Origin of the sequence: Bacillus sonorensis NBRC 101234 = KCTC 13918 (genome assembly GCF_001592005.1) — a bacterium.
Classification (GTDB): Bacteria; Bacillota; Bacilli; order Bacillales; family Bacillaceae; genus Bacillus; species Bacillus sonorensis.
Window position 1 is genome coordinate 71,405 of the sequence record NZ_BCVZ01000004.1, and the last position, 11,872, is coordinate 83,276.

The 11,872-nt window shown below is 45.8% G+C and carries 16 protein-coding genes; 3 read left to right on the top strand and 13 right to left on the bottom strand.

The genetic code is table 11. The features are described from left to right. Positions 1 to 83: 83 nt before the first annotated feature. Positions 84 to 755, top strand: coding sequence for a DUF4397 domain-containing protein (locus BTR1S_RS07245; protein ID WP_029418378.1), 672 nt, complete (start codon positions 84 to 86; stop codon positions 753 to 755). Between the two features lie 48 nt (positions 756 to 803). Here the strand turns inward: BTR1S_RS07245 and ypmT are convergent, their stop codons facing one another. From ypmT to ilvA, 7 genes are all read right to left on the bottom strand, one after another. Further along, a complete protein-coding gene (ypmT, locus tag BTR1S_RS07250) occupies positions 804 to 995 on the bottom strand; it encodes a protein YpmT (protein WP_006636308.1) in 192 nt (63 codons plus the stop codon). 85 nt (positions 996 to 1,080) lie between these two features. Beyond that, positions 1,081 to 1,647, bottom strand: a complete 567-nt coding sequence (locus BTR1S_RS07255; protein ID WP_034325547.1) for a YpmS family protein — start codon at positions 1,645 to 1,647, stop codon at positions 1,081 to 1,083. A gap of 10 nt (positions 1,648 to 1,657) precedes the next feature. Then, entirely contained in the window at positions 1,658 to 2,410 is a 753-nt protein-coding gene (locus BTR1S_RS07260) for an SGNH/GDSL hydrolase family protein (RefSeq protein ID WP_029418377.1), read from the bottom strand. A gap of 128 nt (positions 2,411 to 2,538) precedes the next feature. Continuing rightward, a complete protein-coding gene (locus BTR1S_RS07265; RefSeq protein ID WP_373870211.1) occupies positions 2,539 to 3,072 on the bottom strand; it encodes an SCO family protein in 534 nt (177 codons plus the stop codon). Between the two features lie 65 nt (positions 3,073 to 3,137). Then, entirely contained in the window at positions 3,138 to 3,980 is an 843-nt protein-coding gene (locus tag BTR1S_RS07270) for a DegV family protein (protein ID WP_029418376.1), read from the bottom strand. 131 nt (positions 3,981 to 4,111) lie between these two features. Continuing rightward, positions 4,112 to 4,363 (bottom strand): YpmP family protein, encoded by a 252-nt coding sequence (locus BTR1S_RS07275; RefSeq protein ID WP_006636313.1) that lies wholly within the window; start codon positions 4,361 to 4,363, stop codon positions 4,112 to 4,114. Between the two features lie 93 nt (positions 4,364 to 4,456). After that, complete coding sequence (gene ilvA / locus BTR1S_RS07280; RefSeq protein ID WP_029418375.1) at positions 4,457 to 5,725, bottom strand: threonine ammonia-lyase IlvA; 1,269 nt, start codon at positions 5,723 to 5,725, stop codon at positions 4,457 to 4,459. Between the two features lie 241 nt (positions 5,726 to 5,966). Between ilvA and BTR1S_RS07285 the strand changes: the two genes are divergently transcribed. Continuing rightward, entirely contained in the window at positions 5,967 to 6,968 is a 1,002-nt protein-coding gene (locus BTR1S_RS07285; RefSeq protein ID WP_006636315.1) for a sigma 54-interacting transcriptional regulator, read from the top strand. 15 nt (positions 6,969 to 6,983) lie between these two features. Next, entirely contained in the window at positions 6,984 to 7,622 is a 639-nt protein-coding gene (gene trhA, locus BTR1S_RS07290) for a PAQR family membrane homeostasis protein TrhA (protein ID WP_006636316.1), read from the top strand. Positions 7,623 to 7,674: 52 nt separating this feature from the next. Here the strand turns inward: trhA and BTR1S_RS07295 are convergent, their stop codons facing one another. The 6 genes from BTR1S_RS07295 to BTR1S_RS07320 form a co-directional block, all read right to left on the bottom strand. After that, positions 7,675 to 8,295 carry a lysophospholipid acyltransferase family protein gene (locus BTR1S_RS07295; protein ID WP_006636317.1) on the bottom strand — a complete coding sequence of 207 codons (621 nt, stop codon included), beginning with the start codon at positions 8,293 to 8,295 and terminating at the stop codon, positions 7,675 to 7,677. Positions 8,296 to 8,309: 14 nt separating this feature from the next. Then, positions 8,310 to 8,798, bottom strand: a complete 489-nt coding sequence (locus BTR1S_RS07300) for a dihydrofolate reductase (RefSeq protein ID WP_006636318.1) — start codon at positions 8,796 to 8,798, stop codon at positions 8,310 to 8,312. A gap of 325 nt (positions 8,799 to 9,123) precedes the next feature. Continuing rightward, a complete protein-coding gene (locus BTR1S_RS07305; RefSeq protein WP_006636319.1) occupies positions 9,124 to 9,669 on the bottom strand; it encodes a phosphatidylglycerophosphatase A family protein in 546 nt (181 codons plus the stop codon). Between the two features lie 16 nt (positions 9,670 to 9,685). Further along, positions 9,686 to 10,291: a YpjP family protein gene (locus BTR1S_RS07310; RefSeq protein WP_006636320.1), complete on the bottom strand. Its 606-nt coding sequence runs from the start codon at positions 10,289 to 10,291 to the stop codon at positions 9,686 to 9,688. A 269-nt stretch (positions 10,292 to 10,560) separates the two neighbouring features. Continuing rightward, the gene (locus BTR1S_RS07315) at positions 10,561 to 11,334 is read right to left on the bottom strand and encodes a class I SAM-dependent methyltransferase (RefSeq protein WP_029418374.1); all 774 of its coding nucleotides are present in this window, start codon (positions 11,332 to 11,334) and stop codon (positions 10,561 to 10,563) included. 42 nt (positions 11,335 to 11,376) lie between these two features. Beyond that, on the bottom strand, positions 11,377 to 11,811 hold the full coding sequence (locus BTR1S_RS07320; protein ID WP_006636322.1) for a BrxA/BrxB family bacilliredoxin: 435 nt from the start codon (positions 11,809 to 11,811) through the stop codon (positions 11,377 to 11,379). Positions 11,812 to 11,872 lie beyond the last annotated feature (61 nt).

Genomic DNA, 11,872 nt, shown 5'->3' on the forward strand with positions numbered 1-11,872 from the left:
CTCCTTTTTAGCTTTTTTCGTACTGTGACAGGTAGAGGGCAGACCTCATATTATAAAGAAAAAATAGAAAGGGGCGTATGCAGATGGGCTGCACAATACATGCCGGCCGGCGGATGTGGGCGGGGCCGCCGGGCAAACGGCAAAACCTGACCGCGCTCCCTGCTTTTCGATCCGGCGGAAGGCAGGCATTACTCAGGGTGCTTCACGCCGCTCCTGACATTGGAAATATTGATGTACTTGTCAATGGACTGCCGCTGTTTCGAAACGCAGCGTACAGAGAACTTTCTGCTTTTGCACCGGTTGCCTCCGGCCTCTCCCGAATCGACATTTTAAAGGCGAATGGAAACCGTTCTCCCCTCCTTACCGTACAATATCATCTCATGCCGGCCGGCCATTATACAGCTGGCATGACAGGAACACTGTCAAAGCCTCTGCCCATCGTGATGTCAGACAGGATGCCGGTTCCTCCTGGAGAACGCAGCATGAGATTCGTTCATCTTTCTCCTGATGCTCCCGCTCTCGATCTTGCCATCAAAAAGGGCCCTGTTCTTTTTGCCAACATCCCCTTTGCAAATGCCAGCCATTACATTTCATGTCCCTTTGAAAAAAACGAATTGGAAATACGTGCTGCCGGAACAGAAACCGTCTTGCTGAACATCCCGAAAGTCGATTTCCAATACGGTCAGTCAGTCACGTTCTATTGCACCGGATATATGAATGGAACTCCGTCTCTTGAAATATTGAAGGCTCCATGATGGGCTGCATTGAAAAAAAGAGACATGACGTCTCTTTTTTATCGGTTGCTATGATCCGTTGTTTTTTCGTTTTTTCACATCAAGCGTAAACACCATAATGCTTAAAAATAACGCGCAATAGCCGATGTTGAAATACATTTTGTCCATGTTTTCATCGAAAAAGCTGAGGGCAGCCTGTCCTGCAAAGTACAGTGAAAATAATGACGAGAGTAAACTGAAATATCGATTGATACGCTCCATACCGTCACCTCTGAATGATTAAAAAACATCGCGTCTTACAGATTAATATTTTTTATTTTCCTGTATTTTAAACGATTCGTCAACTTTATGATGATGCCGGCTGATAATAGACAAATTCTATCTGATCTTTTTCTAAATCGATGTGTTTGGCTTTTACATACATACCGTTTTTCAGCGGCATCTCTGATAAGCGGACTTGAATTTCTTTTGCGTGTGCACGGACATGAACAAAATCGGGAAGATCGTAAAACTCATCCATGTAATGTAAAACAAAGGAAATCGGAATGTCCAGTCTGCCTATAGAAAACTTTGTCACATGAAGTGCGACATCCCCGTTTTTTTCGACAGACGGGCGAAATGAAACCGTTGCATCGACCGTCGATGAAAAGGCGCGGATGGCGCCGATGACATGAACTTCATCATCGATTTCCACTTTGTAGTCAAGCTCAGATGACGTTTCTTTTTGCAAATACGAATTAATGAATGCCGCCAATGATTCTTTTGTGCTGGTGACATTCAGTTCATATCCGCTTGGAGAAGGTTCGGCCGGCTCCCTTTCTTCACTTGGAAGGAACATGAGAATCAAGGCGCCGACAATGATGGCCGCATTGACTGCCGCTAATATGAAAAATAAACTCTTCCATTTCTTCATGCTTTTCACCTTATTCTGTCGGGAGTTCTTCTTGTCTCATTTGATCGTAAACCCGCTTTGCTATTAGAGCATACCCGAATTGGTTGGGATGAAAATCATCATCAGCCATCTTTTTTTCATCACTGTATTCTTCAAATATATCTGCGATATCCGCCATTTTTGCGTTTGGAATCTTTTTCAGCTGCCTTTCAGCGCCCTGATTCCATTCCCCAACGACCTGATCGACTTCCCTCAGTTCGGAAAGGGTAAACGTAAACGGATTGTACATGCCGACATAAATCATGTCAGCCCTGCCGTTTTGCTTTCTGATTTCTGTCAAAATTTTGGCAAACCGCTGCTCAAATGCCTTTTGCTCGCTTCGGAAAGGCTGAAGCGTCAAATGGGAAAAATGTTGCCGGACGACCTTCATCAGATCGTTGCCGCCGATTGTCAGGAAGATATAGTCAGCGTCCTTCAGCCCGTCTTGCACCTTTTTTTCTTCGAGCTTTTTCAACAGATCGTCAGTCCGGTAGCCTTTCACCGCATAATTTTTCACCTTGACGGATGTCACATCACTGCTGTTTTTCAGCTTTTCGGCTATCATGCCGACATAACCCTTCCCTCCCTGATCGCCCACCCCCTCTGTCAAAGAATCTCCAACTGCGGCAATGACGATGCTCCGCTTGGGTGCGGCCGCCGTTTTTCCGGCTCCGGCGTTACCTCCGGTACAAGCGGACAGCAGACAGACAAGGGCTGCTACCACTGATATAAACCGTATGCTCAAATAACGAAGCCCCTTCCTTCTTTATAGCCTAAAAAAAAGTGTAACATGTTTTATCTCTTTTGAAAAATCATTTACGGATGCTCAAAAAGCCTGCTTTCCGGGGATAAACAGGCTTTTAAACGCTATATTCAACGATTTTCCAAAATCTTAATATCGGCGATGATCTCGCTGTACGGCGTATCTTTCGCGCCATCGTAATCTTTGACGACTTTCCCTTCCTGATCGACTAAATAAAAAGAGCTTTGGTGAATCACCTGATCTTCATTTTCCGGTTTTTTGACGATCGCCTTAAAGCTTTTGAGCGCAAACCTTTCGATCTCAGCCTGTGAGTACCCGGTTAAAAAGTCCCAGTTTTCAAAAGAAAGCGGATAGTTAGCCGCAAATTTTTTCAGCTTTTCCGGAGTATCATTCTCCGGGTCTACGCTGAATGAGACAATCCGGGCTTGAAGATTTTCTTCATCCATTTGCTTTTGCAGCTCTGCCATATGCGAGGTCATCGGCGGACAAATCGTATTACAGTTTGTAAAAATAAAGTCCGCCACCCATACTTTACCTTTTAAGCTGTCCAGGGATACTGTTTTGTTGTCTTGATTTTGAAAAGAGAAAGACTGCACATCATAATTCAACGGATCTTTAATTTTATTGGTTCCGCAGGCGCACATCAAAATGATGGCAACACCCGCAATCAACAAGCCGAAAACGTTTTTCAATCCTTTTCTCCCCTTTGTCAGTCGGTATAAAAGGAAAAACCGATCGCTCCTCTTCCCGTGTGGGTCGATATAATCGGCGTGGTGCATAAAATATCGATGTCGATCCCCGGTATATGTTCAAGCAATGAAGCCTTCAATTTATGCGCCAGATCCAATGCATCCGCATGGGCGATGCCGACCGCTTGTACGGTTTTTCCTTTTACGGACGTGAGAAATTGTCCTGTTAAATATTTAATGAGCTGAGCAGTGCTGCGGACATTTTTTTCAGGCGTATAGATGCCGTCTTCAAGCCTTGCGATCGGTTTTATTTTGAGCAGTGAACCGATCAGCGCCTTTCCCCTGCCGATCCGCCCGCCTTTGATCAAATTCTCAAGGCTGTCGATGGTCACATAAAGAGAGGTGCGGTTTCTGATGTCTTCAAGATCTTTGATAATAGCGGAAGCTGTCCACCCCTGTCCGGCAAGTGCGGCTGCTCTTAACACTTGGAAACCCAGACCTTTTGAAATGTACATGGAGTCGATGACTGTGACCTTTCCGCCAACCATGTTCGAAGCGCTTACAGCTGTTTGGAACGTCCCGCTTAATTCACTTGAAAGGTGGATGCTGATGACTTCGCTCCCATCCTCTGTGAGCTTTTCATACAGCTCGAGAAATGCTCCTAAAGGCGGTTGCGAGCTTTTCGGAAGCTCAGCTGCGGCCTCCATTTTCACAATAAATTCTTCTGATTGAATATCCAGCTGGTCTCTGTACACCTTCCCGTCAATCACTATCGAAAGCGGCAATACGGAAATACCGTATTTGCGCTTCTCTTCATCGCTTATATCCGCCGTTGAATCCGTTACAATTTTAATATTTGTCAATCTCTTTCACATCCTGTCGGTCTCAAGTGATGTATCCTGATGCTGTAAAAACGCATGAAAAATTCTTTGCCTGCCCGTTTTGCCGCCGTTTTTTCAGAGCGGTATATAGGCTGGCAAAGAATGTTTATATGCTATGCATTATGTTTCAGTTCTTCCTGCTGATAAATGGCTTGATAATCATGCCATTTTAGCGCTCTTTTTAAGTATTCCCTGAAAGAGTACACATTTTTTTTCCGTTTCGAACAGTAAAGCTTCTTCAAAAACGCTTCAAGCCTCAGCTGCGCCATGAAAAAATGGGGGTCGTCCTCCTTCAGCAAGGGTATTTCCGTCACCTTCACCTGCTGTCCATCCGATCGTTTGAACTCTAGGCTTTTGAGTAACAAAGTATCAATCCTCTTTTATTGGATATTTTCTTTATTATACATAATCCCGGGAAGCTTTGTCTGTGAATTGTACGCTCTTTTCAAAAAAATTTCTCATATCAGCAGATTGAACAGCCCTTCATCTTTATTGACTTCAAGGTAGCGGAACCCTTTTCGGTCCATCCTTGCGATCAGCGGTTCATAATCTTCCCGCTGCTTCAGTTCGATGCCGACAAGCGCGGGACCGCTGCTTTTATTATTCTTTTTTGTATACTCAAATCGCGTAATATCATCGCTGGGCCCGAGCACTTCATCCAAAAATTCGCGCAACGCCCCGGCCCTCTGCGGAAAATTTACGATGAAATAATGCTGAAGTCCTTCGTACATCATCGATCTGTCTTTGATTTCCTGCATTCTTCCGATGTCATTGTTGCCGCCGCTGATAATGCACACGACATTTTTCCCTTTGATTTCATCCCTGTAAAGATCTAAAGCGGCGATCGGCAAAGCTCCGGCCGGCTCTGCTACAATCGCGCACTGGTTATACAATTCGAGTATCGCTGTGCAGACCTTGCCTTCCGGAACGAGCAGAATATCGTCCACGACGTTTTCGAGTGTTTTGAATGTCTGTTCGCCGATTTTTTGGACGGCGGCGCCGTCGACGAATTTATCGATTTTTTGGAGTGTGACAACTTCGCCGTTTTTATTGGACTCAAACAAAGCGGGCGCCCCTTTGGGCTCGACCGCGATCAGCTTCGTTTCAGGGGACACGTTTTTCATATAGGTCCCCACTCCGGAAAGAAGGCCGCCTCCACCGACGCTCGCAAATACATAATGCGGCTCACATTCAATATCATTTAAGATTTCGACGGCGACCGTTCCCTGCCCCGCCATGACCTCAGGATCGTCAAACGGATGGATGAACGCCCGTTTTTCTTCCTCACAGCAGGCCACTGCGCTTTGATAGGCGTCATCAAACGTATCACCGGTCAGGATGATTTCAATATAGTCTTTTCCAAACAGCTCGACTTGGGAAATTTTTTGTCTCGGGGTGGTGGAAGGCATGAATATTTTGCCGTGGATGCCGAGATGCTTGCACGAAAAAGCAACCCCCTGGGCGTGGTTGCCGGCACTTGCGCAGACAATGCCGTTTTTCGTCGTTTCTTTTGAAAGCTGCTTCATTTTGTAATATGCGCCTCTCAGCTTGAATGAGCGGACAACCTGCAAATCTTCTCTTTTTAAATAAACGTTGCAATCGTACCTCTCAGACAGCCTCTCGTTTTTTTGCAGAGGGGTATGAATGACAACATCTTTTAGATTTTGGTGTGCTTTTAAAATATCTTTGACTTGGATGAGAGAGTTTTCTTTAAGCAACGGTTTCATTTATAGGATCCTTTCTTTTTAAAGCTCTATTTAATACGCCATTATATCATGAATATTCAAAAATTAAAGGGCAATTCTCTCTTATTTCAGAATATTATAGACTTTTTAGAACTTCAATGGCTTTTTCCATATATACGGCGGCTTCAAACGTTTCATTCAAAAAATTGTTTTGTAAAAAAGACTTTATTTGTTCCAATTGGGTGTTATAATAGAACCAATTGGAACCAAAAGGAGATTGACCATGATCAAAAACTTGAGCCATTCGATAACATTTGCCGACCTGATCGGTGAAGCCGATTCTTTTTTGCAGGTAAAAAACAGGGCGAGACGATTTGCGGAATCCGCACATTCGGTTTACATATCCGGGGAAACGGGAACGGGCAAAGGGCTGTTTGCAAGAGCCATCCATCACGCCTCCCCATTCGGCAATGGCCCGTTTTTGCAAATCAATTGCGGCGCTGTAAGTGAAGAAGAACTGGATGACAAGCTTTTTCATGAAGCCGGACAGACAGAGGGAACCCTGTTTCTCGATGAAGTGTGGGGCCTCTCTTTACACCTTCAGGGAAGGCTTTTGGCCGCCATTGAAAAAGGAATCGGCCTGAGGCTGATCTCATCCTCAAGCGTTCCGCTTCCGGAGCGGATTAAAAAAGGTGAGTTCCGCAAGGATTTGTACTACAGACTGAATGTACTTGATCTGCCGCTGCCTCCTCTAAGGGAGCGAAGAGGCGACATCCCCATTCTCGTGCATCATTTCCTAAAAAGCGGAGAACATGACATATATGTCGAGCCCATCGTCTGGGATGCTTTGGAGCAATACGAATTTCTCGGCAACGTAAGGGAGCTGAAAAACATGGCGGATTATATGAAAACCGTCTCAGATCAAAAAACCATTCAGCTTTATGATATTCCGCCGGTATTAAGGGGGCAGGTTGAGAAGAAAAAAACGAAGGACAAAAAAAATGCGCCTGCTTCACTGACACTGATGGAAAAAGAAGAATTCGCCTTTCTGCTGGACACGATCAAACAATTAAATGAAAAAGGAGAGCCTGCCAGCCGGAGAATCCTATCTGAACTGAGCAAGAACGGGAAGTCAGAGCTCACCCCCCAGCAGGTTCGGGGCAGATTGGACTACCTGGAAAAAAGGGAATACGTCACAAAAGGCCGCGGAAGAGCGGGAACGAAAATAACACTTGAAGGACTGCGTTTTTTAAGCTCGCTAAAAAATCATATTATTCAGGAATAGAAAGGGTGTTTTGTTTTGTACACGATTAAAGAAGAAATCGCCAATGCCATTACACACGGTCTTGGCGTCCTGCTGTCCATCCCTGCGATTGTATTTTTGGTGATTTTCGCGATCCGCTACGGTAATCCTGTCGACATCGTCAGCTTTTCCATTTTCGGCGCTTCAATGCTGTTTCTCTATATCAGTTCAACGCTCTTGCACAGCATACAGCATCAAAAAACGAAAGATATATTGGAAATTATTGACCACTCGGCTATTTATGTGTTGATCGCAGGTACTTATACTCCGCTTCTCCTCGGTCCGCTGAAAGGCACTCTCGGCTATACGATGCTTGCGGTCATCTGGTGCCTTGCCCTTTGCGGCATCGTCTTTAAAATCTTTTTCGTCAAGCGCTTTATCGTCGTCAGCACACTGATGTATCTTTTAATGGGCTGGATGGCGATCATTGCGATCAAACCGCTTTATACGGCTTTAACCGGTGAAGGTTTTGCCCTTCTCCTCTTAGGAGGAATTTTGTATTCCATCGGAACAATCTTTTACTTATGGCGGAAAATTCCCTATCACCATGCTATTTGGCACACTTTTGTTCTCGCAGGGAGCGCATCTATGTTCTTCTGCATCCTCTTCTACGTGGCGAAGGTGCCTTTTGTATAAGCAAAAAAAACCCGGGCTTCTGATGAGCCCGGGTTTTTTACGGCTTCCGGCGCTATGCCCGAAGCCGCTTATTTTCAGGGAGGTAGGCACGATGAATCGTGAGATCAAGATCAGCGGGTTTCAGCCTTTTGAAAAACGAGCCTTTTTGCATGTCTTCGATACCGGATGTTTCAATTGGAACAATAGGTACGCCGAGCCGGCTTGATAGTGATTCATAATCGATTCCGTCAGCCTCGGAAAGGATAAAGCTTTGGCCTTTACGGACGATTTCTTCGATTTGTTCAACGGCCGTATGTTCCCCGCCGTTTTTTTTGATGGCGCCCATTTTATTCAGCCATTGATGGACCAGCGGGTATCGAAATGCGCGGGGCTCCGCAAAAAAAGAAGGCGTTTTATCAAGATGGCCGAGCAAAACAGCCAAATCCGCAAGCTTAAGCTTCGGATGGACATAAAGCACGGGACCTTTCGGCGTTTTGCCGAATTGATGAATGGAAACGGTCGAACCGGTTAAACCGATGCACCCCCGCATGAATGACTTCGGCTTATCATACACAGCTTCCATCTGCTTGGCATAGGAAAGCCTCGGATCAAGCGTCTGCAGCTCATATAACAATTTGATGTGCTTTAAGAGCATATATACCGTATATATCACCAGAAAATAATAGCGAAACATAAACACCCTCCCCTCTATCCTTTTCTTTGATAAACGAGAAATTCGTAGTCATAGGGGTTTTTATCATCTTTCAAACCTTTTTGTCTTGAAACGATTTCCCACTCATCTTCGTTGAATTCCGGGAAAAAGCGGTCCCCCTCAAATGCTTCATCAATTTTTGTCATATACAGCTTGTCCGCGTGAGGAAGCAGTTCTGTATATAGTGTTGAACCGCCGATTACAAAACATTCTTCATCACTGCCTGTTGCAAACTGGACGACTTCTTCTGCAGAATGCAAAATGTCGCAGCCCGGAAAGTCCAGCTCTCGATTCGAAGTCACAACGATGTTTTTCCGGTTCGGCAAAGGCCTGCCGATTGATTCATATGTTTTTCTCCCCATGATGACGGCATGCCCGCTTGTGACGTTTTTAAAGTATTTCAAATCATTTGGCAAATGCCATGGTAAGTCGTTGTCCTTGCCGATCAGGCGGTTTTTGTCCATAGCAAAAATAAATGAGATCATGCGCATGACAGCCTCCTCTATATGTATTTCTCGTTTTTTATGGATGATCAAGATCCGCATCGTCCGGGGCAATTCAATGGGCCGATGTTGCTTCCCTGCGGGGCGTGTCGGCGTTAAGAGGCTAAGCTTCCTTGAGGTTGCGTCGGCTGATGGCAGCCTTGTCCTTGTTCCGCTTGTCTTTTTCCCGTTTTCTAACCATATGACGGCATAAATCCCGATTTCGTTTCATTTTTTTCATCCTTTTGTAGTGTATCTCGTTTGGCCTTTTGCAACAAGACATTTTTCAGAGGACGTCAAAATAAAAAAACCGCCCTTCGGCGGTTTCTCAGCTTCCCTGCACGCTCGGATGTTCGGTTTTCTCTTCCTGCTCTTCATCCTGCTGATTCTGGTGCGTGTGGGCGATGCGGCTTGCCGCTGCTGCGGCCAGCGCAGCCACGATATCATCAAGGAATGTATGGACCTCTCCCTCGGGACAATCATCAAGCTCTTTAATGATCCCGAATTTTTCTTTGTCCAGATATCCAAAGTTGGTAAGGCCGATTGACCCGTATACATTTACGATGGAAAGAGGGATGATTTCATCTATTCCGAAAAGCGGCTCATCCGTTTCAACCAAATATTGAAGCGGCTCAGGCAGGAGTTTTTTTTCTGCAAGCTGGTCGAGCGCTATGCCCGTTAAAACGGCATGGATGATTTCCCTTTTATTTAAAACTTTTTCCACATTATCAATACAAACGCTCAAAGGCAGGTCAGGATGATATTTCTCCTGCAGTTTTTGAACGATGAGCGCGATATCTTCAATGGCTACGCCGCGTTCATTGAGCATGTTTTTTGTCAAATGCACCATTTCGTTCATCGTATATTTTTTCATCTGCAATCAATCTCCTTTAATGACTCATCCAATTGGGCGGTGTATTGCGGTCCCAATAAATGCTTCCGAGATCATGGTGTTTTTGAAAGCCGTCTTCTGCACTGTGATAATGAAAATTAAACCAGTAGCCTTGTTGCGGCGGCTGGTCCCTTCGAACATGAAACCGCAAAACATCCTCGCCCGTTTTCCGGTTGTATACGTGGAAGATTTTTTCCGATTTTCCCGGCGTCGGCTGTTTGGAAATGACGAGGTCCTGGTATGCTTCATCATCTTTCAGCGTCATCAGATGGCTGACGATCGCCTCTTCGATCTTCGGCAGAACTTCTTCTCTGTATTCGTCTTCAATGACAGGCGATATTCTGTTCCCGAACTTGGCAAAAGACTGGTCTTCCGCCTTATTCAGCAGTTCCTCCGTGTAGGCGTCAAAGGAGGAGGGCTTGGGAGCCTGTTCCCCGTCAGCCAGGGATTCTTCCCGGTTTTCATAGACAGCCGTATATCCCGTCTCCTTGATATTCTGGTGCTCTGACGGCTTGTCCGCCATCAAAGCGGCGGGAGGAGATACAAGGCCGAACGTCGCAATTGTAAATAAGGCAACAAGAGCTTTTCTCATCCACATCTTCATAACCGATTAAGTTCCCTTCTGACAACATTGTTTTCTCTTATTCTATCATAAGTTGAATATTCAGTCATTCAAAACATATTGGGCACATTAGGGCAAAAGCGGCTTTTCTTTTGTTATTAAAACGTTTACAATCAAAGGAGAAAATTCCAAAATCGGGAGTGATCTTCAATGGTAGAAGGACTTTTCATCACAGCTTCTTTCATTACCCTCGCTTACTTTATCATCATGGAAATCGCAGATTAAAAAACCCAGGGGCCTGCACCCTTGGGTTATTTTTCCGGTTTCAAAACACCGTAATGAAAAAGAGCGGTTTTCCGCCGTTTGACATCAAAGCCGTATGCCGCAAATCGGGGGCTTTTCCAATGGTCTTTAAGGACAACTCTTTTTCTCGCCACGCGAAGAGCCTCCTCTAAACATCCAGAAAGCTCAAAGTTCCCGAACGCCCATTTTCTTAAAGGGGCGATGCCGTCAGATTCTTGAATCCCTTCATCAAACATGGGATCGAAGTAGACGACATCAGCTGAATCGTCATCAAGCCGGCTAAGGTATTCAAAGCTGTCGCCCGGGCGGACGCTGATTCTTTTCATCGCCTGATTCAAAACAGGGAGATCGGTCTCCCACGCCTGAAGCCCGGCCTCTACAAGGAATGCCAAAAGCGGGCTTTTTTCAATTCCGAGAACCGTTCCCCGCTCCCCGGCGGCCAAACTCGCAATGATTGAGTCCGCCCCGAGGCCGAGCGTGCCGTCGATTACCTGATCTCCAGGCTGTATGTGAGCCGCTTCGACAAACGGATCTGCCTCCCCCTTTAAAAACCGCTTGGCACGGAACATGGCCGAGTTTGGGTGGAAGAAAAACTTTTCCCCTTCCGAGTGATAAAGCTCAAAGCGCTCTTTTCCGACCACAAGGACTTCATCCTGCTCCGTTTCCATGATTTGATATATCGGTCTTTTCCTCCGCTCGGAAAATTTGGCACCGAGCGTCCGGCTGATGTTCTTTGCCGTTAATATAGTGTCTTCTGCCGGTCTGTAGCTTGTCGTCACAATCATGTTTTTCTCCGTAAAAAATGCCCTGAAAAAAAGGGCGTGTTAGCAGTGTTTTTCAAAAGCGTCTGTGATGTTTTTCATAATTTCCGTCATTTCACGGCCTTCGATTTCTTCACGCGGAATAAAATGAACGACCTCTTTTCCTTTCAGTAAAGCCATGGAAGGAGAAGAAGGCTCCAGGCCTTTAAAGTATTCCCTCATCTTTGCGGTCGCTTCACGGTCCTGTCCGGCAAACACTGTCACGGTCTGATCAGGTCCGTTCTCGCTTCCGGAGACTGCCTGAACGGCGGCTGGTCTTGCCAATCCGGCTGCACACCCGCACACTGAATTGACGACGACAAACGTCGTGCCCTCGGCAGCTTCCATGAAATTCTCAACTTCCTCTTCAGTCGTTAACTCTTTAAACCCGGCCTGCGCCAATTCCTGACGCATAGGAGCAACGAGCTGGCGCATGTATTCTTCATAAGCTGTTGACATATAAAAGCCCCCTCTATAAACCTTAACTACTGATGTAAAGGATACTACAGAGGGGGCCGAA

Bases quoted from the DNA above. Each gene is read 5' to 3' on its own strand.
- BTR1S_RS07245 (WP_029418378.1), top strand. From the start codon at position 84: ATGGGCTGCACAATACATGCCGGCCGGCGGATGTGGGCGGGGCCGCCG.
- ypmT (WP_006636308.1), bottom strand. From the start codon at position 995: ATGGAGCGTATCAATCGATATTTCAGTTTACTCTCGTCATTATTTTCA.
- BTR1S_RS07255 (WP_034325547.1), bottom strand. From the start codon at position 1,647: ATGAAGAAATGGAAGAGTTTATTTTTCATATTAGCGGCAGTCAATGCG.
- BTR1S_RS07265 (WP_373870211.1), bottom strand. From the start codon at position 3,072: ATGTGCGCCTGCGGAACCAATAAAATTAAAGATCCGTTGAATTATGAT.
- ilvA (WP_029418375.1), bottom strand. From the start codon at position 5,725: ATGAAACCGTTGCTTAAAGAAAACTCTCTCATCCAAGTCAAAGATATT.
- BTR1S_RS07285 (WP_006636315.1), top strand. From the start codon at position 5,967: ATGATCAAAAACTTGAGCCATTCGATAACATTTGCCGACCTGATCGGT.
- BTR1S_RS07295 (WP_006636317.1), bottom strand. From the start codon at position 8,295: ATGTTTCGCTATTATTTTCTGGTGATATATACGGTATATATGCTCTTA.
- BTR1S_RS07300 (WP_006636318.1), bottom strand. From the start codon at position 8,798: ATGATCTCATTTATTTTTGCTATGGACAAAAACCGCCTGATCGGCAAG.
- BTR1S_RS07305 (WP_006636319.1), bottom strand. From the start codon at position 9,669: ATGAAAAAATATACGATGAACGAAATGGTGCATTTGACAAAAAACATG.
- BTR1S_RS07310 (WP_006636320.1), bottom strand. From the start codon at position 10,291: ATGAAGATGTGGATGAGAAAAGCTCTTGTTGCCTTATTTACAATTGCG.
- BTR1S_RS07320 (WP_006636322.1), bottom strand. From the start codon at position 11,811: ATGTCAACAGCTTATGAAGAATACATGCGCCAGCTCGTTGCTCCTATG.